The organism is Dapis hubbardiae BLCC-M172, assembly GCF_050016015.1.
Taxonomy (GTDB): domain Bacteria; phylum Cyanobacteriota; class Cyanobacteriia; order Cyanobacteriales; family Microcoleaceae; genus Trichodesmium.
The window spans coordinates 19,191-43,505 of sequence record NZ_JBNHEQ010000146.1; the positions used below are offsets into that span (position 1 = coordinate 19,191).

General features: G+C 37.6%; 13 protein-coding genes and 1 pseudogene. 9 read left to right on the forward strand and 5 right to left on the reverse strand.

Annotated features, from left to right (window positions below; translation table 11 throughout):
- Window positions 1-187 precede the first annotated feature (187 nt).
- The 5 genes from ACP6PK_RS12660 to ACP6PK_RS12680 all read left to right on the forward strand — a co-directional run bounded on the left by ACP6PK_RS12660 (window position 188) and on the right by ACP6PK_RS12680 (window position 7,506).
- Complete coding sequence (locus ACP6PK_RS12660) at window positions 188-1,180, forward strand: helix-turn-helix domain-containing protein (protein WP_426559907.1); 993 nt, start codon at window positions 188-190, stop codon at window positions 1,178-1,180.
- A gap of 575 nt (window positions 1,181-1,755) precedes the next feature.
- Complete coding sequence (locus ACP6PK_RS12665; RefSeq protein ID WP_094673693.1) at window positions 1,756-2,631, forward strand: type 2 periplasmic-binding domain-containing protein; 876 nt, start codon at window positions 1,756-1,758, stop codon at window positions 2,629-2,631.
- A 425-nt stretch (window positions 2,632-3,056) separates the two neighbouring features.
- Complete coding sequence (gene mgtE / locus ACP6PK_RS12670; protein ID WP_426559908.1) at window positions 3,057-4,463, forward strand: magnesium transporter; 1,407 nt, start codon at window positions 3,057-3,059, stop codon at window positions 4,461-4,463.
- Window positions 4,464-5,018: 555 nt separating this feature from the next.
- Window positions 5,019-6,392 (forward strand): magnesium transporter, encoded by a 1,374-nt coding sequence (gene mgtE / locus ACP6PK_RS12675; RefSeq protein WP_426559909.1) that lies wholly within the window; start codon window positions 5,019-5,021, stop codon window positions 6,390-6,392.
- Window positions 6,393-6,861: 469 nt separating this feature from the next.
- Window positions 6,862-7,506, forward strand: coding sequence for a hypothetical protein (locus tag ACP6PK_RS12680; RefSeq protein ID WP_094673696.1), 645 nt, complete (start codon window positions 6,862-6,864; stop codon window positions 7,504-7,506).
- A 151-nt stretch (window positions 7,507-7,657) separates the two neighbouring features.
- Here ACP6PK_RS12680 and ACP6PK_RS12685 read toward each other — a convergent pair whose 3' ends face one another.
- The 3 genes and pseudogenes from ACP6PK_RS12685 to ACP6PK_RS12695 form a co-directional block, all read right to left on the reverse strand.
- Window positions 7,658-8,593: an Hpt domain-containing protein gene (locus ACP6PK_RS12685; RefSeq protein ID WP_426559910.1), complete on the reverse strand. Its 936-nt coding sequence runs from the start codon at window positions 8,591-8,593 to the stop codon at window positions 7,658-7,660.
- A gap of 477 nt (window positions 8,594-9,070) precedes the next feature.
- The gene (locus ACP6PK_RS12690) at window positions 9,071-10,249 is read right to left on the reverse strand and encodes a M20 family metallopeptidase (protein WP_426559911.1); all 1,179 of its coding nucleotides are present in this window, start codon (window positions 10,247-10,249) and stop codon (window positions 9,071-9,073) included.
- A 247-nt stretch (window positions 10,250-10,496) separates the two neighbouring features.
- Window positions 10,497-11,162: pseudogene (locus ACP6PK_RS12695) on the reverse strand (SDR family oxidoreductase).
- A 154-nt stretch (window positions 11,163-11,316) separates the two neighbouring features.
- Between ACP6PK_RS12695 and ACP6PK_RS12700 the strand changes: the two are divergent.
- The 3 genes from ACP6PK_RS12700 to ACP6PK_RS12710 all read left to right on the forward strand — a co-directional run bounded on the left by ACP6PK_RS12700 (window position 11,317) and on the right by ACP6PK_RS12710 (window position 16,390).
- On the forward strand, window positions 11,317-13,923 hold the full coding sequence (locus ACP6PK_RS12700; protein ID WP_426559912.1) for a GUN4 domain-containing protein: 2,607 nt from the start codon (window positions 11,317-11,319) through the stop codon (window positions 13,921-13,923).
- A 138-nt stretch (window positions 13,924-14,061) separates the two neighbouring features.
- Entirely contained in the window at window positions 14,062-15,177 is a 1,116-nt protein-coding gene (locus ACP6PK_RS12705) for an ABC transporter permease (protein ID WP_426559913.1), read from the forward strand.
- Between the two features lie 289 nt (window positions 15,178-15,466).
- A complete protein-coding gene (locus ACP6PK_RS12710) occupies window positions 15,467-16,390 on the forward strand; it encodes an ABC transporter permease (RefSeq protein ID WP_426559914.1) in 924 nt (307 codons plus the stop codon).
- A gap of 419 nt (window positions 16,391-16,809) precedes the next feature.
- On the opposite strand, the gene ACP6PK_RS12715 is transcribed toward ACP6PK_RS12710, so the two are convergent.
- Window positions 16,810-18,171 carry a cytochrome P450 gene (locus ACP6PK_RS12715; RefSeq protein WP_426559915.1) on the reverse strand — a complete coding sequence of 454 codons (1,362 nt, stop codon included), beginning with the start codon at window positions 18,169-18,171 and terminating at the stop codon, window positions 16,810-16,812.
- A gap of 372 nt (window positions 18,172-18,543) precedes the next feature.
- Between ACP6PK_RS12715 and ACP6PK_RS12720 the strand changes: the two genes are divergently transcribed.
- The gene (locus ACP6PK_RS12720; protein WP_426559916.1) at window positions 18,544-21,081 is read left to right on the forward strand and encodes a glycogen/starch/alpha-glucan phosphorylase; all 2,538 of its coding nucleotides are present in this window, start codon (window positions 18,544-18,546) and stop codon (window positions 21,079-21,081) included.
- Between the two features lie 986 nt (window positions 21,082-22,067).
- On the opposite strand, the gene ACP6PK_RS12725 is transcribed toward ACP6PK_RS12720, so the two are convergent.
- On the reverse strand, window positions 22,068-24,315 hold a 2,248-nt coding region (locus ACP6PK_RS12725; protein ID WP_426559917.1), incomplete at its 5' end, for an Ig-like domain-containing protein.

Genomic DNA, 24,315 nt, shown 5'->3' on the forward strand with positions numbered 1-24,315 from the left:
GGCTTCCAGCCTGTAACAAGCAGGGTGCTTGTGTTACCAAAAATTCGGAACATCAATGTGATTTGCTATTCGTAGTATCAAGATTCTCACATTTGCAAAAAAAAGTCTTTACCTTATTGCGCCAATTTGCCACAATTATTTAGAATAATGAAAAGAAAAATTTATAAAAATTTAACAAGTATATTTTATGAAAGCTATTCCCCTAATTCGCGCAACTCAATTAGAACCTTATCTAAGTTTTATTGGACAAATTGGAGCTAACAGTGAGAAGTTTCTAGAACAATCTAAAATTCGGGCTGATATCTTAACTACTCCTGAGCAATTATTACCAGAATATCAAGTTTGGGATTTTATTGAGAGAGCAGGAAAAGCAAATGGTTCAGCAATTGAATTTGGTTTACAAACAGGATTAGAGGGAAATTTTGATTTTTTATTAGGATTAATATACCCCAGTTTAACAACTTATGATGCCCTTAACCGTTTTTGTTTATTAACAAGATTACACAGTTCTCAAGCTAGTTTTTGGTTATCTCAAAAGGGTTCTGAAATCTGGTTTTGTCGTCAAGGGATTCCAGAAATTACTATTGGAGAACAGGCGGTAGAAGCTTATACTTTAATGTTAATGATTAATTTAGTTCGCTACACAACAAGTTTAAAGCATTGGCAACCGTCAAAAATTTGTTTACAAATGAAACCAAATTCTACAATTAAACAATTTCAACCGTTGGAAAATACGAGAATTAAATATCAACAACAATTTACAGCGATCGCAATTGATACCACTCTTTTAAGTCTGACTCAACCATCAACTGATTCACCTTATCTTTCTCCCCTGATAAATATATCTACTCCAGCAACAGATTTTATTGGTTCTCTCAGACAAGTTATTAAATCTTTATCAACAAAAAAGTATCCTACTCTTAGTCAGGTTACTCAAATTACAGGAATTAGTTCTCGAACTTTACAAAGACAATTAAGAGAAGCCGGATTAAATTACACTGAAGTCATTCATCAAATACAGTTTGAACGAGCAAAAATTATGCTTAAAGATACCGATCTTAAACTTAGAGAAATTTCCGAACAGTTAGGATATTCAACACAAGGGCATTTTAGCCGTGCATTTAAACGTTGGACAGGTATAACGCCTCAATTGTTTCGTCACTTTTCCTCGGAAAAATAACTTGAGACTTGATAGTATTTTGGTAAGCATTTCCTGCGGAATGCGGAGCTAACAGCTATTAGCTTTCAGCGAACTGACTCTTCCTTTCCTTTAGAATGCTTTGCTGCGCAAATCAAACGCCATAAATATATTTTTGATTTTTATTCCTGAAAACTTCTAAGTACCATTAATAAAGCTTTTATAGCAGATAATAAACAATAGCTGATAGTTGATTGCTGACTGCTGAATGCCCTTATGTATTTTTGGTGTTGCTCAATAAAAGTTTGAGTTTTTTCCTCTTTTTACTAATAGCTATTTGTGGAGTATTTCACAGGAAAGACTGACTTTGTAATTCAGCCTTAAAAAACTGAATTACCATGATTAAATATCGGCAAAAAGATATACAAATACTTAATATTTTCAGGGCAAAAAGGTTTTATTTTCAAGGTAAAATAAATGATAAATTTATCTATCAATAACTTGACATTTGTGACTTTTGTTGTATAATTATTCGATGTATCATTCTTTTTGATAAAGCTCTAGAGGATTTGAATGAGAATGATATTAATAATTTTGATGTGAGGTAGAGGTAAAGGATGAAAAACAAACTTACAATAATCATATTTAGTATTATATTTGCTGTCATAAATTCTGGATGTGCGAGGGCACAAGGAGTATTACAAGAAATTCAACAAACTGGAGTCCTAAAAGTTGGAATGAGAAAAGATGCTGCTCCTTTCGGTTATGTTTCTGGCGGTAAATGGGAAGGAATTTGTCTAGAATTAATGAATGGTTTGAAAGAAGATTTAGAACAAAAATTAAACCGAACTATTACTGTAGAAAAATTAGAAACTATTCTTGATGAAGATTCAGAACAAGGACGGCATAGCAGTGTAGCTAATAAGCGAGTTCATGTAGAATGTGGTCCTAATACTATCAGAAAAAATCCACCAACAGGAGTTATTTATTCTGAACGTTTTTTCACAACTGGCACATATTTAATGATGAAACCAGACAGAAGATTAACAGTTAATCCGGATGGATTTTTGGAAGGAATTTTAATTGGGGTTCTTAATGATTCTCTGACACAAAAATTTATTGATAGTCGATATCAACTGGCAGACCAAAAAGTTTATCAAGGAGCATCGGGAAGAGAAACTGCAGTTAAAGATGCTGTTGCAGGTACAATAGATGCTTTTGCTAGTGATGGAATTTTATTAGTAGGAGAAGCATTCCGACAAGGATTAAAAGAAAATCAATATGCTTTAGAACCAAATAGACCACTTACCTGTATTTCTTATGGGATGATTTTACCTGCTAATGATTCGGAGTGGCAAAAAACAGTTAATGAATACGTTATAACTAAGCGTCAAATTAATACAATTACAGATATTTTAACTAGGTTGGCAGGAGGTACATCTCCATTTATCGGAGTGACTATTTCTGCTCAAGATAAATGTAGTGGATTGTAAAAAAAGCAAGGAGGAAGAAGGAAGAAGGAAGAAGAAAGAAGAAAATAAGGGGTGGCTTTTGTACTGTTTTTTTGGATAAATTATTAACTTTTATCTAAACCGTCCCCGATAAAATTTGACTTTGTTAACTATAGGTGACACTTCAATTATTAAGTAATTAACAGAGGCGCATGGAACCTTTTTGATAATTATTAGCCACCTAATGTATGTGTTAATTATTCTTATTTTGTAGGGACGTTGCATGCAACGTCCCTACCTCCACCTCTCCTACTCCCCCACTCCCTGGCTCAAGAAAATGTAGAAAAGTTTTTGAGAAATGGTATAAACTACCCCCTAAAAATTAGGAATTTATTAACTCTAAGGAGAAAAAACTTCCCTTAGCCTCTAAACTGGATTCAGGAATCTATATCATAGGAGGGTTAACTTTGATTGAAGATAATAACTATTCATCCCCTTCCGTAACGACAATTTCTCGTCAAGAATTACGGGAATTAGTTCGATCGCAACTTCAAGCTCTACTAGAACAAGATAACTTGTCTGGAGCTAAAGCTATGTTAGTTCCAGTACAACCACCCGATATTGCTGAAGCTATCGAGGGTTTACCAGAAACTATGCAAGTTATTGCCTTTCGGTTACTGTCCAAACATGAGGCGATCGAAGTCTATGAACAATTAGACTCCAGTGTACAACAGTCTCTATGCGAAAAATTTAAGCGCCAAGAAGTCATAGATATTGTTGATAAAATGTCGCCTGACGACCGCGCTAAACTATTTGAAGAATTACCTGCAGCGGTTGTCCGACGTTTATTAGGTCAACTCAGCCCCAGCGAACGCCAAGCTACCGCCCAACTCCTGGGTTACAACTCTGGAACAGCAGGGCGGATAATGACACCGGAATACATCTCCCTGAAAGAAGAATATACCGTTGGCCAAAGTTTAGAACGTATTCGCTCATTAGCTCATGTTACCGAGACAGTTTATTCTCTATATGTCACTGACACTAACCGCCACCTCACAGGTATTCTGTCCTTGCGAGATTTAGTCACCTCTCAGCTAAACCAAACAATTGGTGAAATAATGAGTCGTGATTTTGTCAGCGTGCAAACTGGTACTGATCAAGAAGAGGTTACCCGTGTTATCCAGCGTTATGATTTTCTGGCAATACCAGTGGTAGACAGCGAACAACGACTCGTGGGTATCATTACCGTTGATGATGTTCTCGATATTTTGGAACAGGAAACTACCGAAGATATTTATGCCTTGGGTGGAGTACAGTCTGATGGTGATAATTATTTCCAGGTAAATTTATTTACTGCTGCTCGGAGAAGGGTAGTTTGGTTATTTGTGTTGTTACTGACTAATAGTGTTACGGGTGGAATTATTACGGCGCAAGAAGATGTTCTACAAAAGGTAGTTGCTTTAGCAGCATTTATTCCATTATTAACTGGTACTGGTGGAAATGTGGGGGCGCAATCTTCAACTGTTGTCATTCGGGGTATGAATACTGATGAAATCTGGAAGATCGGACCTCTGAAAGTGATTCTCCGGGAAGCTGCTGCTGGTGCAATGCTTGGAGGTATTCTCGGTTTATTGGCAACAGGTTGGGCGTACTTATTTATTGTCAATGGAAATTTAGAAGTATCAGTGACGGTGGGAGTAAGTTTAGTCGCTATTTCGATTTTGGCTTCTGTTGCTGGCTCTTCTTTACCGTTCCTGTTTCGTTCCTTTGGGTTAGATCCGGCATTAATGTCAGCACCTTTTATTACAACTGCTGTGGATGTTCTCGGTGTTTTGATTTATTTCAACTTGGCTCGAATAATTTTACAGATATGAAAGTAGGGGAGAGTTTATTTGAGGAGCCAGGGGTCATAAATATTGTAGGGGCGGGTTTAACCAAAAGTATTGATATCAGCACAATCATGTCTTGTCAACCCGCCCCCTATAGCTGGGTAGCAAGGAGTTTATTGGAGACATCAGGAGTCATAAATATTGTAGGGGCGGGTTTTGAGGAGAACATCGTGCTGATGTCAAATATTTTGCTAAACCCGCCCCCTATTTCACCCACGCACAATAGACACCCCTTGGTGAGACGGACAACCATGTGGGGGCGGGTTGATTTAATTTATCGGTTAATGTCAATATTTTTGCCTGAACCCGCCCCTACTGCGCACTGGTGGGTGGTGGTTTGGGGGCGGGTTGATTTAATTTATTGGGGTTTTGTCAATGTTTTGGGATGAACCCGCCCCTACTGAATGAATTTCGCCCATACCCTAACGGAATAATAGCGCTGTTTATGCTATCTGTAGAACAGAAGCATTAGCTCATCCAAAACCCTTGATAATATTTCCACTGTTAATTTTTTCTATCCCACTCAAAAGGAAAAAAATCATGTACACAAGTCGTCTATCTTCCCAAGCAACTGTTTATGAAGTCCGAACGCAACTACAAAACTTAATTGCAGAGGATAACCTAGCTGAAGTAAAAAATTTCTTAGCACCCGTACAACCAACTGATATTGCTGAAGCTATAGAACTTTTACCCGAAGATATACAGCTTGTAGTTTTTCGACTACTTCCAACAGAAGAGGCGATCGCTGTTTATGAACAATTTGAACCCTCTACACAAAAATCTTTATCTCAACAGTTTCGCCATCAGGAAATTAGAGATATTGTAAATAAAATGTCACCAGATGACCGCGCCCAACTGTTTGATGAGTTGCCACCCAAATTGTTGCAACGTCTCAACTCTGAACTTAGTCCTCGCGAAAGGGAAGCTACATCGCTTTTGTTAGGTTATCAACCAGATACCGCTGGGCGAATAATGACTCCAGAATATGTTAGTCTAGAGTCTGATGAAACTGTAGCTCAGAGTTTAGAAAGAATACGTTCTTTAGCTGATGTTTCTGAAACTATCTATTACTTATATATTACTGATGCACAACAACATTTAGTTGGGATACTGTCGTTACGAGAATTAGTGACTGCTTCCTTGGAACAAAGTATTAGTGAAATAATGAATCGTGATGTGGTGTCTGTTCAAACTAACACTGACCAAGAAGAGGTAGTCCGAGTTATCCAACATTATGATTTAATTGCGGTTCCAGTTGTAGATAAAGAAAGGCGACTGGTGGGAATTATTACTGTTGATGATGCTATTGATATTGTGCAGGAAGAAACTACCGAAGATATTTATAAATTAAGTGGGGTAGAGTCTGAAGGTGATGATTATTTTCAGGTTAATTTGTTGGCTGTTACTAAGAAGCGAGTCTTTTGGTTATTAATATTACTTTTAACTAATACTTTCACGAGTAAAATTATTACTTCTCAGGAAGAAGTTTTGGAAAAAGTGGTAGGTTTAGCTGCATTTATTCCCCTGCTTAATGATACTGGCGGTAATGTTGGTTCCCAGTCATCTACTGTCATAATTCGTGGTTTTAGCACTGATGAAATGCAAGGAATGGGAAATTTACAGGTGATTATTCGGGAAGGAATTGCTGGTAGTTTGCTAGGTTTAATGTTGGGGATAGTTGCAATAATTTGGGCTTATATTTTGCAACAAAATTTGGCTATAGCTTTTGTGGTAGGTATTAGTTTATTTGCTATTACTATTATTGCTTCTGTTGCTGGTGCAGCTTTACCATTTATCTTTCGATTATTAAAGTTAGATCCGGCGTTAATGTCTGCTCCTTTTATTACTACTGCTGTTGATATTTTAGGTGTATTAATTTATTTTAGTTTAGCTGTTTTACTTTTGGAAATATAATGGAAGAAAGAAGGAAGATTCAATAATTAATAATTAACAATTAATAATTAATAATTAATAATTACCTCTTCTGCAATAGTAAGGATTGGCTAAAAGGAGGTGAATAGTTATAATATTGTAGTGACGTGACACACCTAAAATGTTCCAATAGTAGGGGCGGGTTTTAACTAGAATTTTCATGCCTACCCTAAGATTTATATAAACCCGCCCTAATGCACACCCATTAAATGTGTCAGTTTACTACATTAAATGCTCTTCTTGAAACTCTTTATTTTATTGAAAATTCTGACTCCTGTACGGGCGTTAACGATAGTTATGCGAAGCTAACGGCCGTTTCGCTGCGCGACATGTTTGCGGAGCATTCCGTCAGGAAAACGCCCCTACGACTCCTGACTCCTAACTACAACCAAAATATTACAACTTAAATTAGGATTGCTATATTAATAAACAAAATTATAATTCAATAAATATGTTGCACCGCCTGCGTCTTTTAGAAATCCTTGAATATATTTTTATTACTGCTTCTGCCGTCGGAATTTTTGGTAATTATATGTTTGAGCAACCAATTATTTATCCGGTAGTATTTGTTTTTATATCTTTATTGTTAAATCTGTTTAATAGACGAAAATTAGCAGCACAAACTCAAGCCATTAAATTTGATAATACTAGAAAATTAGACGAATATCAAGAGTCAATTTATGAGGTTATTTCTCAGTTAAAAAATAGTATAAATTCTTTTGAATCTACGGCTCAAACATTAGGCAATAATCAGGGAGAAGGGAAAAGTCAACCTTTCATGGAAACGATTAAAAGTTTGTCAAATCGGTTAGAACTTCAAGAACAAACTATCAAGTTATTACAAACAGAATTAGATTTAGTTTCTCAGCAGTTTAAACAACGACCAGAACTACAACAAATTAACGATTTAACAAGTGTAATTATTGATTTACAACAGTTTATTAATAAATTGCCAGAATGGAGTGACTTAAAACAACAACAATTTCAAAAATTGGAGGAAAAAGTTAATCAAGCTTTGCATAAACTTGAGGAAAATATCAAAGAAGAAAGAGCGGTGAGGAGTCAGGAGTCAGAAGTCAGAAATGAGGAAATTTAGGGTTGCTGACAATGGACTGTACAACTAGAATTACTCAATCCTAGAAACCGGGTTTATGTGAGCATATTTGAGTCTTATTAGATATCTATATAAACCCGGTTTCTATACCGTAAGACACCCCTGAAAATTATCATCTTCAACTACTACTTAATCAATTATTTTTAGATGACTTAACGTGCTTAACTAATAATTTAGCGATCGCCTCTTGTTGCTTATTGTCAAAACTTTTAATAATTAATTTTACCACTTCTTTGGGGTCTTTTGGTAAAGTTACTTTTTTCTGTTCAGAAGTTGTTGCTTTGGGAGGAGTTGCAATTTCTTTTAAATCTTTACTCGGTACTATTTCCTCTACCTTTCCTGCTTGGATTAACTCACCTGCTTGATTAAGTTCTTTAATAATCACAGGTGCTAGAACTTGATAAGATAACTTAGAATTAGTCAGAGCTTGTTGAGAAGCATTAACTAAAGTCTGCCAAATTTCTGTATTTTCATCCAACTGCAACAAACCATTACAACCGTCTATTAGTTGTTTTCTTGAATCTGGAGAATCACCCTTTTTAAACAGCTCCAACATTTCTTTTAATTTATCTTTAACCTGTTGATAAAAATTAGTTTTTGCCTTCTCTTTTCCATATTCAAAAGTAGTAGATTTAGTAACAGTTCCACCACTAACTAAAGTATTCAAATTAGATTCTAACTCAGCAAATACAGGCAAAGCATTTTCTACTATTTCTTCTCCTTCTTCTTCTCTCAAACCATAAGGACCTTGGAGACGTTCTACTAAATCTTTGAGAGTATCATATCCTTTTAAAAATTGAGATTCTACTGTTTGGTCAATATCAACAGGATTTTCTCGAATTATTTTAAAACAATCTTCTAAACGGTGAGCTACCTTTTTTACACTGTGCATTCCCAACATAGCAGCTCCACCTTTTACAGAGTGAGCTGCTCTAAACATATCATTAATAGTTTCAGAATCTGACATTGTAGACTTCAAATCTACCAACCCATTTTCTAAGGTTACTAAATGTTCTTCTGCTTCCATTATGAATAATTGTTTAATCCGTTCTTCTTGTTCTGATGGCAAAATATTTCTCCTAAAATTTCAAGTTATTAACTAATATTGAATTAGGAATAAATTAAGTATAAAACTCCATTGACTTGAAGCTACTACTTCTGTTATCTGGTTAATATGACTAGACACTTCAACCCATCTTAAAGTAAGTAAGCATAAATAAACGAACAAGCGTAGGGTAGGCTTAAAAAACTACATTGCGCTTATGTCAAGCCTTTCAGTAAAACCCGCCACTACAACTTTTTCAACAGATAATTATACCTACCTACTTTACCTACTTACTAATTCAATTTACTACTTCTATTTTAATACTTTTTTGCTGATAGTTAGAAGATAATTTATCGTTAAAAAACCTATAGGCTGGAGTTTCAAACCTATTTTTGCAGTAAATTTTTTTGTATAGGAGTTAGAAGTTTGGTGATGACAACTTAGCCTTACTAACAGCTAGTCATTGCCAAAATAAAACTTTTGACTTTTGAATTTTTAATTTTAATGATTCTGCCAATATTTATAGGCAGCATAAGCCAAAACTACCACACAAGTAACAATAGAAGATTCATCTACCTCAAATTGGGGATGATGGAGAGGATAGTTATGTTTGTCTTTGTGTCCCACTCCTAGACGAAACATCATACCTGGAACTTGCTCCAAATACATAGAAAAATCTTCTGCACCAAGGGAAGGCTCTGGTAAAATAGTAACCCGATCACTACCCCAAGCCTCCAAAGCTACTGACTCGACTAACTGAGTCAACATTGGGTCATTTTGTACAGAGGGGACTCCCTGACGATAATTTAGTTCATACTTAGCGCCATAAGAACTACAAACATTGGCCACAATATTTTCAATCCAGGCAGGTAATTCTTTGTGGGTATCTGGATGGAGCGATCGCACAGTTCCCGACATTTTTACTTGATCTGCTATCACATTTGGTGCTCTTCCGCCAGTAATCTTACCAATTGTTAACACTACAGGTCTCAAAGGATTATGAGTCCTACTAATGGCCTGTTGTAAATTTGTAATTACCTGAGAACCAATCCAAATAGCATCTATAGCTTCGTGGGGACGGGCACCATGACCAGATTCTCCAATAATTGTTAATTCCAAATCATCAGCAGCAGCAGTTAGTACCCCATGGCGAATACCCACCGAACCTGCGGGAATAGTCGGGAAAGCATGGACTCCTAAAATTGCCTTTACATCCTCCAGCGCTCCATCTTTAATCATCCAACTGGCACCTTGGGCAATTTCCTCAGCAGGTTGAAACAGAAAACGGACATTTCCTGGTAGGGGTTCTCCCAACTCAGATAAAACCATTGCAGCACCTAAACCGACTGTTGTATGGACATCGTGACCGCAAGCGTGCATAATGCCAAGATTACGGGAGGCAAAATCTAAATCAGTACCTTCTCTAATTGGCAAAGCATCCATATCTGTACGAATGGCCAGCCACTGATGAGTATTGTTGCTGCCTTTGAGTTCTCCCAGAACCCCAGTTTTACCAATAGCTTCGCGGACATGAAGACCGGAGGAAGATAATACACCTGCAACATAAGCAGCAGTTTGGTGTTCTTGGCCACTTAATTCTGGGTGGGAGTGAATATGGCGACGAATTTCAATTAGACGAGGTGCGAGGGTAGTTGCTAATTCTTTGATTCTGTTTAACATAGATAATTTTTTGTCTATTCTTTCAATTTATTTAATATCAAATCTGTTGACTTCGGAGTAAAATAATTCTTTTTATCGTCATACAATGGGTAGGGGCGAATGGCCATTCGCCCCTACAATATGGAATCTTATTTTTAATAGACCTCTCCAAAAAAAATATAGATTTTTTGCGCATAGTAGGGAACAGGGAATAGGGAAAAATAATTGATAAAATTGTGGGAAGAACTGAAAAAGCTGATAACTGAAACTACCAAGGTAATACTTCACCCTTGGCGTGCCAAAAAGTTCCTGTATTTTCTAAGTTTAATTCATCAATTCTAGCCAATAAATTTTTAGCAGATTCTTCGGGAGAAATTCCTGTAAAATTTGTCATCCTAGTGCTAACTAAACCTGGATGTAAAATTGCGACATAAATTCCCTGTGGTTTTAAATCTACAGACAAAGATTTACCTGCCATACTAACAGCAACCTTTGACATTCGATAACCGTAGGAACCACCGGAAGTATTATCATCTATGGAACCAATTCTACTTGTAATAATGGCAATTTTTCCACCAGATTCTATCAAGGGTAATAAAGCATGAGTTAGGCGTAAAGTTCCCATAGCATTCACTTCAAATTGTTGGCGAATACTATCAAAATCTAAATCATCTAGATAGTTATTTTTTCTTTCGACTATTCCGGCATTATTAATTAGTACGTCTAACTTTACTCCCTGGAGACGATTAACCAAACTATTTATATCTTGTTCCGAAGTAATATCTACTCCTATTTATACAGAAATTCCTAGACTTTCTAATTCCCCATCTGACTGGCGACAAACAGCAATTACTTGATTACCTTTGCTATGAACTTGTTTACATAATTCTTTGCCAATACCACGATTAGTTCCTGTTATTAAATAAGTTGCCATAATTGATTTTTTTCTTTAATTGGTGATAATTTTTATGGTTGATTATAACATGGAATGCGTGCAAAAGCTGACAACTGAAAAGATGAGATTGGCAAAATTTTATTTGCTATAGTAAAAAGGGCTGAAAAAGCTAATAACTGATAACTGATAAATTATGTCTGAATCTACAGAAAATTCAAAACAAATTATTACAGTAGGCGACCAACCAACGACAAATGATGAACTTGGTTTTACTCCTTATGTTATTGCAATGGCTGAATTTTTAACTCATAAAGATACTAAACCGCCACTAACTATTTCTATCGAAGGTGAATGGGGTAGTGGTAAGTCTTCTTTTATGAAACAACTTGAAACTGAGGTTAAAAAGAAGTCTAAAGAATTAGATAAGGAAGATTTAAAGAAAGTTTGGCAGAAGATTAAAAAAGACCGGATTATTTTCAGCGATGTGTCAGATATCTATGAATTTTTCAGATTAAGATTAAAGCAAGAAACTCAAACTGTTTGGTTTAATGCTTGGCGACATGATAAATCTGAATCACTTTGGGCGACTTTTGCTCTATCTTTTTTAGAACAATTGTCGAAAAATCGCAATTTATCCGATATTTTATATAATGTCTGGAGTTACTTAATACTAATCGGTAATCGTCTTGACTGGAAAAATAAACCAGTGAAATTTCTCCAGACTTTGGTAATAATATGGTTGATGGCAACTATTATTGCTTCTGTTCCAGTTGTTGTATTTTTTCGAGATAAAGTCGCGGGAATTTTTCCTTTTTATGAAAGATTTGTAGATATTGTTAAAACAGATTCAGATGCAGAAGAGGAAGATGAAAAAGATGAGCAAAAAACTGATAATCAAGAAGAAGAAAATAATCAACTTTTAAATTTCTGGTTACAACTGGGAGGTTATGGTGCTGGGTTTGCTGGAGTTGGAAAACTTCTGGCAATATTAAAGGATTTAATTGGCGACCAGAAAATGGATTTGACTCAATATCTCGAACATCCTGATTATGATAAACAAGTAGCTTTTATTGAAAAATTTCACGAGGATTTTTCTAAAATTGTTGATGCTTATGTGGGAGAAAATGAGAAGATTTATGTTTTTATTGATGACCTCGATCGTTGTGAGTTGGGTAAATCAGCAGATTTATTGCAAGCTCTAAATATGATGATTTCTAATGACCCAAAAATAATTTTTATCTTGGGTATGGATAGGGAAAAGATAGCAGCAGCAATAAGTTTTAAACAAAGAAATGTTATTCCTTTTCTAGCTTCAGCGATCACCGAAAATCAAGCCAAAGAAAACGAAAATCAAAAGTTGAGCACAAAAGTTGATTATGGTTTTAGTTTTCTGGAAAAGTTTGTGCAATTATCATTCTCGGTTCCTGCACCTTCTCAAAAGACGTTGGATAGTTTTGTTGAAAAAATCTCAGAAATTAAAACTTATCCAGAAAAACAAGAAAAACGTTTTTTTTGGATTCCTCATAATTTGATTGCTAAAGTATTTAACTTATTAAATTTACCCAAAACATTTCGTTTAGCAAAACGTTCAGTCAAAAAAATTATAGAAAAATTTGTTATTCCTTATTTTTGGTATTGTTTTTATTTTTTGGCTATCGCTAAACTATTGAAGGACAAATATTTTAGATTATTCAGTCTTTATTTTCATAAGGAAATTTCTCTATATCTTTATCCCTTTATTCAGGGACGCAATTCACAAAAAGAAGCAGAAAAAAGAGAATCAGAATCTCCAGATTTACCTATTTTTGCAATTATTGAAAAAGATTTAGATTCAGATAGCCTTGCTAAAGTCATAGAGATGGTTGCTCCTTTCTTTGATTATAATCCCCGTCGTTTAAAACAATATATTAATGTACTGAGGCTCAAGATTTATATTGCCTATTATTCTATTGGAGTGACTTTTGCTGAAAGACAAACAATAAGCACAGAGCAAATAGGAAAGTTTACTGCTATTACCCTCAGATATCCCCGCCTTCTTTTGGAACTCAAGAATAATTATCAACTACTTGCTGAGTTAGAAAAAGATGCTATTGATAAATCTCTTAAATCAAATAATTCCGTCATACTTAGTTATGAATCTACACCTAGCGATCGGGAAGCAGGAAATGCAAATTATTGGCTAAAAAATTACCCAAAAATTAAACAATTACTTTCCTCTGAAATGATATTGAATAATGAGAAAAAATCTGGCAAAAAGTATATTTTTGAAAATGGTTCGATTAAAAAACTCTTGGAAGTTTCTCCACAACAAAGTTTACCTACTAAATATTTTACACTGCGTGAGTTCCTAGCTGCTAAAAAGTGGAAAGAGGCGGATATTGAAACTTATAAGGTTATGTTACAAGTTGCAGAGCGAGAAAAAGAAAGATATCTAGACATAAAAGAGATAGAGCAATTTCCTTGCCAAGACCTCCGCATAATAGACCAGCTTTGGGTAAAATATAGTGATGGTAAGTTTGGCTTTTCTCTGCAAAAGAAAATTTATCAAAGTTTGGGTGGTACGAGGAAGTATAATCAGGAAGTGTGGGAAAACTTTGCTAAAGAAGTAGGATGGATTCAAGGGGAAGGAGAGGAGGAAAACTGGATGCTATGGGACGACCTAGCTTTTAGTACAGATACGCATTACGAAGGACACCTCCCTTTGTTGGTGGCCGTGGAAGGGCCGGCGGTGGGGAGTAGGAAATTGTGGGAGAGATTGGGGGTATTCCTCTTCTCTCGCGCAGAGACTTGTAGACTTTAACAGATAACCGTTTCAGCCGCCTTTTCAGTTATCAGTGATCAGCTTTTTCAGTGAACAGTTATTAGTTCGGATAATTATTGTGTAGGTTGGGTTGACGGAGGAAACCCAACAAAAATCAACAGTGGTGGTATAGCCATAATGGTAAAGCAAGTCGATAAGTTTTCTGTTGGGTTGCGCTGTCGCTTAACCCAACCTACGATCTACTACAAAATGATGCAGAAAATTCTCAAATCAATTCTACTCCCAATATTCGCAGTATTCGCCGCCTTATTAACAGGAGCAGGCTTAATGCTCCTAGCCAAAACCAACCCCATAACTGCCTATACCGCCCTATTCCAAGAATCTCTCACAACCTACTTCGGTTTCAGCGACACCCTCAGCAAAACCACCCCACTACTGCTAGCAAGTTTAGGAATATTAATAGCATTACGAGCAGGTTTATTTAATCTCGGTGGGGAAGGGCAAATTTATATGGGTGCTTTAGGTAGTGTTGTCGTCGGACTATATTTGCCTAACTTCCCAATATGGATACATTTACCCCTAGCATTGACAGGAGGTTTTCTTCTCGGAGCAATTTGGGGAGCGATCGCTGGTTATCTCAAAGTCGCCCGTGGTTTAAATGAAGTGCTGACTACTCTACTCCTAAATTACATCGCTCAAAATTTTGTCAATTACATGGTAAACGAACCACTTATCGCCCCCGACGCTCCTAGTCCCTACACTCCTCTCATTGCCGAGTCAGCGCGTTTACCGATAATTTTGCCCAAAACTCAAGCTCACGCCGGAATTTTATTGGGGTTAGCTATTGCCATAATTTTAGCCGTGGTGTTGTCGTTTACTGCCTTCGGTTATCAAGTCGATGCCGTCGGACAAAACCCGACTGCAGCTCGTTACGCTGGAATTTCTGTCAACCAGACTATTCTCGCAGTCATGGGTTTATCCGGTGGTTTAGCAGGTTTGGCAGGAAGTGCAGAAGTATTAGGAGCAAAATATCGGTTGTTTGAAAACTTTTCACCTGGTTATGGTTTTGACGCGATCGCCATTGCGTTATTAAGTCGAGGCAACCCACTAGCAGTAATTTTAACATCCCTATTTTTTGGTATTCTCAGGAGTGGAGCGAATGTAATGCAGCGGAGTGCGGGGGTGTCGATAACTATTGTTTATGCTATTCAAGGTTTAACAGTGTTATTTTTGGCAATAAGTCTAGCGTTTGAATTTGAAAAAGGAGTCAGGAGTAAGGGAGTAGGGGAGTAGGGGAGCAGGGGAGTGGGGGAGCATTTTGTAGGTTGGGTTGACAAAGGAAACCCAACAAAAAGTTACAGCATATTTCAAGTATATAAAGTACAGAAATTAATAATAAAACCTTTGTAGTGCGGGCATCTTGCCCGCGACGGATGTACCTCATTAAGAATAAATAGGAAGGGAGCAAGATGCTCCCACTATTCCCTTAATCAAAATAATTACAATAAACAACCATTACAATGCACCACCGTTAAACTTTCCTATTAATGACTACCTTTTAATCAAAAATAATCCTCAAAAAATGACAAATATCAACTTTCTCTCTGATTATATATCTGCCACAATTCGACTTTCTATACCTCTAGCTTTTGCTGGTTTAGGTGGAATATTTTCTGAACGTTCCGGTATTCTAAATATTGCTTTAGAAGGAATGTTATTAACAGGAGCTTTTGTCAGTGCGGCTGTTTCTGTTACTACTGAAAATGTCTGGCTAGGAACCTTTATAGCAATTTTAGCTGGAGGAATTTTAGGCTTAATTCATGCGTATCTTTGTGTCAATTTAAAAGTCAATCAAATAGTCTCAAGTCTGGCAATAAATTTAGCAGCATCAGGATTAACAGCTTATGGTGCAAGAGTATTATTTGACAGTGGCACAATTGCTTTACCAGGTATTGAAACTATTAACTTGTTCGGATTAAAAAACTTACCAATTTTAGGAATATTCTTCAATCAAGATTTATTATTTTATCTACTTTTGCTATTAATTCCTGTTTCTACTTATATCATTTTTAATACCAGTTGGGGTTTAGCATTAAGAGCAGTAGGCGAATATCCCCAAGCAGCAGCAACAGCCGGAATATCTGTTAGTTTAGTGCGTTATTTAAGCGTAAGTTTTAGTGGTTGTTTGGCAAGTTTAGGAGGAGTTTATTTAGCATTAGTTCATGTTAAATTTTTCACCGAAGGTATGAGTAGTGGAAAAGGTTTTATTGCTTTAGCAGCTCTAATATTTGGTAGATGGCATCCATTTTATACTGTTTTAGCTTGTTTATTATTTGGCGCAACAGAAGCTTTACAATTGAGATTTCAAGCTTTTAATCTGAATATTCCCTATCAATTTTTAGAGATCTTACCTTATGTTATTGCTTTGTTAGCTTTAATTGGTTTGGCAGGCAAATCTACCCCTCCTGCTGCTTTAGGAAAAGTGTATTTTAAAGATAGTAGATAATATCAAATCCGGTAGCATTGGTGTTATATAGAATCCGGATAATTACTATACCCAAGTCATTGCGACGGTTACTCCCTGGAAGGAAGCAATCTCCGCGCACTTCTGCGATTGCTTCCTATCGTCGATAGGGACGATTTTTCAACCGGATTCTATATTATTCAGCATTAAAGGTAAGAGTCTATATTGTAGGGGCGAATGGCCATTCGCCCCTACTCATTCTACCTGATATAGAATCCGGATAATTACTATACTCAAGTCATTGCGACGGTCACTCCGTGGAAGGAAGCAATCTCAGGGGTATCACGAGATTGCTTCCTATCGTCGATAAGGACGACTGTTCAACCGGATTTTATATGACTCCTGACTCCGAACCCTACCAGTCGAACAAATGCACATTATTTACAAAATTTTTGAATTTATCAAGCAACAGAACTATTAAACTTCTGTTTCACAACCATTCGCATATTTCCAGGAGGTGCCATTGTTAAACCCCTGCGAACAGGTTTTATTGGTCGATTAGAAACTAACTTCAGTTCGTACTGTGATAAAATAGTCGCCAGTACCAATTTCATTTCAAATAAAGCAAAAGCTGAACCTATACAACGACGACTCCCTCCTCCAAATGGTAAATATTCATAGGGTGAAAATTGTCTTTCCAGAAAACGTTCCGGTTTAAATTGTTTAGGTTCTGGATAAATATCTTCCCGGTGATGAGTCAGATAAATAGACACCATTGCCACCGTTCCCGGTTCCAATTGATAACCCATAATTTCTATAGGTTTCTTAACAATTCTAGGAACAGCACCGAGCGCAATGGGATAAATGCGTAGAGTTTCTTGGCAAACAGCACTGAGATAAGGAAGTTTAGTAATGGCAACTTTGTCTGAGTTACCAGGAATAGTTGCTAATTCTGCCCTAAGTTTTTCTCGCACTGATGGAATTTTGTCAATCCAATATAACGCCCATGCTAAAGCTGATGCCGTAGTTTCGTGACCAGCAAAAAGCATTGTCAGCAGTTCATCCTTAATTTCTTCGTCACTCATGGGATGACCTGCTTCATCACGCGCTTCTAGTAATAAACTAAGAATATCATCAGTATGATTTCCCTCTTTCTTTGCAGTTTCAATTTCTGCCAATATTAGTTCGTGGAGTTCCTGTCTTTTCCGCAAAAATCTCCCCCAAGGACTCCAAGGTCCCCAGTCTTTGCGCAGGACATTGAAAAACAGAAAAATAGAACTGACAGGAGAACTCATAGAGTCGAGAACATCAGACATCAGAAGTCTAAGTTTTTCATAACGTTGTCCTTGATTTAAACCAAATACAGCACCAAGAATTACTTTGAGAGATATTTCTTGGGTTGACCTGCGGATCGGAAAAGGTTTATCTATTTGCCACTGACTAATCACATCAGAACTAATGTTATAGATTAAGTCTCCATAGTTACGCATCCGATCGCCATGAAAAGGTGGCATTAATAATTTTCTTTGCCGTTGGTGGCGATCGCCATCTTGGAAGAGTAGAGAGTTTTTGCCCACAAAATATTGCAAAATACTACTACGACCTCCTAAACCAAAAGTATCAGGGTGAGCAGTAAAAATTTGTTGAATGGCTTTAGGGTGACAGAAGTAGATGAAAGGGAACAAAGAATTAGTATTTGTTCTAAAAACATCTCCATATTTAGAGTATCCCTCTTCTATGGTAGATAAGGGACTAAAAATAAATTTCCAAGTCCGGATTCTTCGTTGTAATGGTGACAGGGCTGGGCCATTAGGTAGTGTCATTTCAGTTATCAGTTATTAATTTATCCAAACTTAATTATACAAATATGATTTTTTCCAAACTTCTGACTTCTGTAGGGGCGAATGGCCATTCGCCCCTACGACTTCTGACTTGTAAATAGATGGCCAAAAAATACCCAAATATTCGGATCAATTCTGTAAAAATGATTAAAATTAAATACTTATATATGCTTAAGAACCTTTGATAGTTATAGATTTTGATTTTACCTAGATTAGTAAAGGGATATAATGTAATTGGCTAGTCTCACTTCATTAAAAGTTTCCTATAGAATAACTCCTGTGTGGCAAAGCTAATTAGTCTAACCACCTTTCTACTGAAATAAAATTGATGACAGTAAAATTTAAGGAGCGCTAATGAATCAACCCATCAACCCCACTACTGAAAATCAAATTCAGGTAGAAGACGATCGCACAGGTATGAGTGTTACCACTCTGAGACGTGCCCTAGCTGATAACCTGTTTTATTTGCAAGGTACTTATGAGTCCATGGCAAAACAGGATGATTTCTACCGTGCTTTGGCCTATACTATACGCGATCGCTTACTCCAACGCTTTCTTTCGACAATTCGGACTTACAATGAGAAAGATGTTAAAGTAGTATACTACTTATCGGCAGAATTTCTCATGGGTCGTCACCTAGGTAATAGTTTGATTAACCTAGGCATATATGAACAAATTCGTCAAGCTGTTAGCGAGTCTGGACTTAACTTGGATGAACTACTAGAACAAGAAGATGATCCAGGCTTAGGAAATGGAGGTTTGGGTAGGTTAGCAGCTTGTTTTTTGGACTCTCTAGCTACCCTAGAAATTCCAGCGATGGGTCATGGTATTCGCTATGAGTTTGGCATTTTCACCCAAACTGTACAGGATGGGTGGCAAGCAGAAATTCCAGATAAGTGGCTGCGCTTTGGCAACCCCTGGGAAATAGCTCGTCCAGCAGAAAAGGTAGAAGTTAAGTTTGGCGGTATCACAGAAACTTACCATGATGAAAAAGGTCATTATCGAGTAACTTGGCTTCCGGCTGAAACTGTTATTGGTATTCCTTATGATACTCCTGTTCCTGGCTATAAAGTGAATACAGTTAACCCGCTACGTCTGTGGCGTGCAGAAGCTAGTGTAGACTTTAAGTTTGAAGAATTCAATTCTGGAAACTACGATGGTGCAGTAGCAGAAAAAATGAGTTCGGAGACTATATCAAAAGTTCTCTATCCTAATGATAATACTCCCCAAGGTAAGGAACTCCGACTGAAGCAGCAATATTTCTTCGTTTCGTGTGCTTTGCAAGATATCATTCGTAGGCATTTATTACACAACCCAAACTTAGATAACTTAAGCGATAAAACAGCAATTCAGTTAAATGATACTCACCCTGCTGTTGCTATTGCGGAGATGATGCGGTTGTTGATTGATGAGTATGATATCGACTGGGAGCGTGCTTGGCATATTACTCAACATACTTTTGCCTATACTAACCATACCTTGCTACCAGAAGCCTTGGAACGTTGGGGAATTAGTTTGTTTGGTAGTCTGCTACCTCGCCACTTAGAGATTATCTATGAAATTAATTACCGCTTCATAGAACAAGTGAAAACTTGGTATCCCAAAGATAAGGAATTAATCTCTCGTGTATCTATAATTGAGGAAACACCAGAAAAATCGGTTCGGATGGCTAATTTAGCGACTGTGGGTAGTCATGCTGTAAATGGAGTAGCAGCTCTACACACAGAATTGCTGAAAAAAGGTGTACTCAAAGATTTCTACAAACTTTTCCCAGAAAAGTTCCTCAATAAGACTAATGGAGTGACTCCCCGCCGTTGGATTTTATTGAGTAATCCTAAACTTTCTGAGTTATTTTCTGAGAAATTAGGAGATAGTTGGTTGCGAGACTTAGATAAACTAAGGCAACTAGAAAAATATGTTGATGATGCAGAATTTTGTAAGCGCTGGCGACAAATTAAGCAGGAGAATAAAGCTGCTCTGGCAGAGTACATTTTAAAGCATAATCGGATTGAGGTGGATACTAATTCTCTGTTTGATATTCAAGTCAAACGTATCCATGAGTATAAACGTCAACATTTGGATTTATTCCACATCATTACTCTTTACAACCGGATTAAGCAAAATCCTAATGTTAATATTCAACCTCGCACATTCATTTTTGGTGGCAAGGCAGCTCCAGGTTACTACATGGCTAAGTTGATTATTAAGTTGACTAATGCTGTTGCTGATGTAGTGAATGACGATCCTGATGTGCGTGGTCGCCTGAAAGTAGTTTTCTTGGCTAACTTTAATGCTTCATTAGGTCAGTTAATTTATCCTGCTGCTGATTTATCAGAGCAAATTTCTACTGCTGGCAAAGAAGCATCGGGAACTGGTAATATGAAGTTTGCCATGAATGGGGCGATGACTATTGGTACTCTTGACGGAGCTAATATTGAGATTCGTGAAGAAGTGGGAGCAGAAAATTTCTTCCTGTTTGGTCTAACTGCTGAAGAAGTTTTCGATATCAAGGCTAAGGGTTATAAACCTTTGCATTACTATAATACAAATCCAGAGTTAAAGGCTGTGATCGATCGGATTGCTAGTGGTCGGTTTAGCAAAGGCAATCCTAATCTATTCAAGCCTCTGATTGATTCTTTACTGTACAATGACCAATATATGCTATTAGCTGACTATCAAGATTATATTGAATGTCAGAAGCGGGTTAGTCAAGCTTTCCAAGACAAAGAAAAATGGACGAAAATGTCTATTTATAATTCTGTTCGCATGGGTAAATTTTCTTCTGACCGAACAATTATGGAGTATGCGAAAGAGATTTGGGGAGCAACGCCAGTTAAGATTAATCAAGAAACCTATACTCAAGATAATGCTGGTTTGAAGGTAGATAATTAATTTGTCTAATTTTTAATCTTGAGGCATCAAAACTGATGTAATTTGAGTTAATGTGATGAAGAGACGTTCCCGTTCTTGGTAACGTCTCTTTAATTATACTAATGCTACCAGATTTGATCTTACAGCAGTTTTCATTTGAGTAGACCACAGTAGGGACTAACCATGGTTAGTCCCTACAATATTTTGGTTGTGACGATGTGGTTTATCCATCTGAAAAGCCCTGTATGTCCGCTGGTATTGGAGCGTGTAAACTCCAGGGTGAATAATATCAAATCCGCTTGGCAATGGAAGCGTTATAAGAAACCGGGTTTGTGGGAAGTTATACCATGTCCGGTTGAACACTTATAATTAAGATAGTAAGGGAGTAGGGGAGTAGGGGAGTAGGGGAGTAGGGGAGAAATTAAAATATATCCTCTCGATCGCCAAATATTTTATTTATACCATTACATCCGGACATGATATTAATGGTAGGGACGTTGCATGCAACGTCCGTACAAGGGGATTTGAGACTTTCCCCGGTTTCTCTGCTTTTTTATACTGATACTACCGGATTTGATATAACCAGGACTTACGCAGAGCCACTATATCTAGCAAGGGCGTTTTGCTATCGCACAACTCCGTTAACGCTGCGCGACATATAAAGCGGAGCTTTACGTTAGTAAATGGCATTTCCTAAGGTCATGCTCCGCAAACGCCCCTACAGATGGTGTGTAATTTCATTTTTTGCGTAAGTCCTGATAACTACAGGAAATGTAAGTTTTTTCTTGCTCTTCAACCTTGTGTTATAGCTAACTAAAGCCTTCTTCCTTTTTTCTTCTTCCTTCTTACTTCTTCCTTACCCTTACCTTACAATACCGATGCTACCGGACATGATATGATATTTTATTAAATCCGGTAGCATCAGTTTTATTCAGTATAAATATAAGAGTCCATATTGTAGGAGCATTCCGTCAGGAAAACGCCCCTACCCATCGACAGATTTGATATTAAATGATCAAGGAATCATTAACAGTAGTGAAACGACCAACTATTTGCTCTGAGGTTGCAGATAAATTTTCTAAAGTGACTAAAAGTTGCTCGTTCAAGAAAATTGAAATGTTGTTATCAACAGTTTCAACAGTGAAACTTTGTTCATCGATATTTAGTTCGTCATCTAATACGATGAAGTCTTGATTAATATCAAAGTCAGTAATAATATCCAGTCCTTGGTTTAAGTTGAGCAGGAAGCGATCGCTACCACTACCTCCAGAGAAAGTATCATCACCTTCCCCTCCATACAAGAAATCGTCACCTGCTTCTCCGATGAGAGAGTCGTTTCCTAATCCTCCAAACAAGGTGTCATTATCCTCACCTCCTAACAAAGTATCATTACCCTCCTCTCCAAACAATGAATCCTGACCTTGATTACCAAATATGAGGTCGTCTCCTATACCACCAAATAACTGGTCTTGCTGACCTTCCGTACCCAATGGTGCTACAAGTTCGGGATTGTCACCATACATAGTATCATTTCCATCACCACCACATAGGGTATCATTGCCTTGATCGCCAAACATGAGGTCTTCGCCTGAAAAACCATACATTATGTCATCATCTTTACCACCTCGTGAAGTATCATCACCTTCACCACTAATAATAGTGTCATTAGCAAAGTTACCACTGAGGAAGTCATTTCCGGCACCACCATCAATGAAGTCTTCTCCTAATAGATCAGGATCAATAACACTATTGTTGCCACCAAAAATACTATCATCTCCCTCTTGACCTAAAAGAGTATCGTCTCCTTGATCGCCAAGGATTAAATCATTGTCCTTACCACCGTAAATGAAGTCGTTTTCTTTACCTCCGTTCATTATATCGTCTCCACGACTGCCTTGCATAATATCGTTACCGCGACCACCATAAACAGAATCTTCTCCGATTTCCTCTTCTGATGAACTTGAGCTAGGATCGGCAACAATTTGGTCATCACCATTTTCACCCATGAGCATATCGTGGCCTTGTTGTCCGAACATCATATCATTACCCTTACCACCACGAGCTACATCATTACCCTTACCGCCCATGACTGTATCATCCTCTTGATTTCCATTTATGTAGTCTTCACCTCTACCACCGTTCATCATATCCTTGCCTGTGGTATCTGTGCCAGCAATATTACCACCCATGAGTGAATCGTTACCGTTGTCACCTAGTAGGGTATCATTACCCATATCGCCTGACATCGTATCATCATCCTTACCTCCACGAGCGGTATCGTCATCTTTTCCTGCATATATCTCGTCATTGTCTTCTTTACCATTAGCAAAGTCAGAACCACCTTGAGTAAAAATTGAGTCATTACCCTCACTACCAAACATGATGTCAGTCTCTTCAGAACCTTCCATAAAATCGTCACCTTCCAAACCATCAATAGCTATTTGACCTGCTTGAGCTACTTGAGCTGCTTGAATGAAGTTACTGCTTGAAATAAATTCGCTTTCTTCTGTACCAAATAAAAGTTGTTCAAATTGGGTATTAAGAACTAGAGAAGGTAAAACAGGTAAATCTACAAGTTCTATAGTTGGAGGTGGAGGACAAGAATGGTCATCATCTATTTGAGACTCTTGTATAATTTCTGAGTCAGGAGTTGGTGTTGGTGTTGGTGTTGGCTCTGGTGTTGGTGTTGGTGTTGGTGTTGGTGTTGCCTGTGGCGTTGGCTGTGGCGTTGGCTGTGGTGTTGGCTGTGGTGTTGGCTGTGGTGTTGGCTCTGGTGTTGGCTCTGGTGTTGGCTGTGGTGTTGGCTGTGGTGTTGGTGTTGGTGTTGGCTCTGGTGTTGGCTCTGGTGTTGGCTCTAGTGTTGGGTCTGGTGTTGGAGTTGGAGTAGGTGCTGGAGTACCGGTGACGGTAACTGTGATTTCGGCTGATTCTAATTGGTTGCCGTCTGTGTCTAGGGCGACGTAAGGGATGGATGCTTCTCCGGCAAAACCGTCAACGGGGGTGAAAGTTACATTTCCATCATTGTCTACGGTAAATGTTCCTTCACCGGGAACTGTGATGGTGTCCTCTCTTCCTGGTGTTTCTGGGTTGAGGTCGATGGTGGTGGGGTCAATGTTTTCATCGTCGTTGCCGATGATGCTGAATCTGACTGGGGTGTTGGCGGGGGTGCTGGCTGTGTCATCTGTTAACTCACCTACTGGGGTGACGGTAACTGTGATTTCGGCTGATTCTAATTGGTTGCCGTCTGTGTCTAGG

Bases quoted from the DNA above. Each gene is read 5' to 3' on its own strand.
- ACP6PK_RS12660 (WP_426559907.1), top strand. From the start codon at position 188: ATGAAAGCTATTCCCCTAATTCGCGCAACTCAATTAGAACCTTATCTA.
- ACP6PK_RS12665 (WP_094673693.1), top strand. From the start codon at position 1,756: ATGAAAAACAAACTTACAATAATCATATTTAGTATTATATTTGCTGTC.
- mgtE (WP_426559909.1), top strand. From the start codon at position 5,019: ATGTACACAAGTCGTCTATCTTCCCAAGCAACTGTTTATGAAGTCCGA.
- ACP6PK_RS12680 (WP_094673696.1), top strand. From the start codon at position 6,862: ATGTTGCACCGCCTGCGTCTTTTAGAAATCCTTGAATATATTTTTATT.
- ACP6PK_RS12690 (WP_426559911.1), bottom strand. From the start codon at position 10,249: ATGTTAAACAGAATCAAAGAATTAGCAACTACCCTCGCACCTCGTCTA.
- ACP6PK_RS12700 (WP_426559912.1), top strand. From the start codon at position 11,317: ATGTCTGAATCTACAGAAAATTCAAAACAAATTATTACAGTAGGCGAC.
- ACP6PK_RS12705 (WP_426559913.1), top strand. From the start codon at position 14,062: ATGGTAAAGCAAGTCGATAAGTTTTCTGTTGGGTTGCGCTGTCGCTTA.
- ACP6PK_RS12710 (WP_426559914.1), top strand. From the start codon at position 15,467: ATGACAAATATCAACTTTCTCTCTGATTATATATCTGCCACAATTCGA.
- ACP6PK_RS12715 (WP_426559915.1), bottom strand. From the start codon at position 18,171: ATGACACTACCTAATGGCCCAGCCCTGTCACCATTACAACGAAGAATC.
- ACP6PK_RS12720 (WP_426559916.1), top strand. From the start codon at position 18,544: ATGAATCAACCCATCAACCCCACTACTGAAAATCAAATTCAGGTAGAA.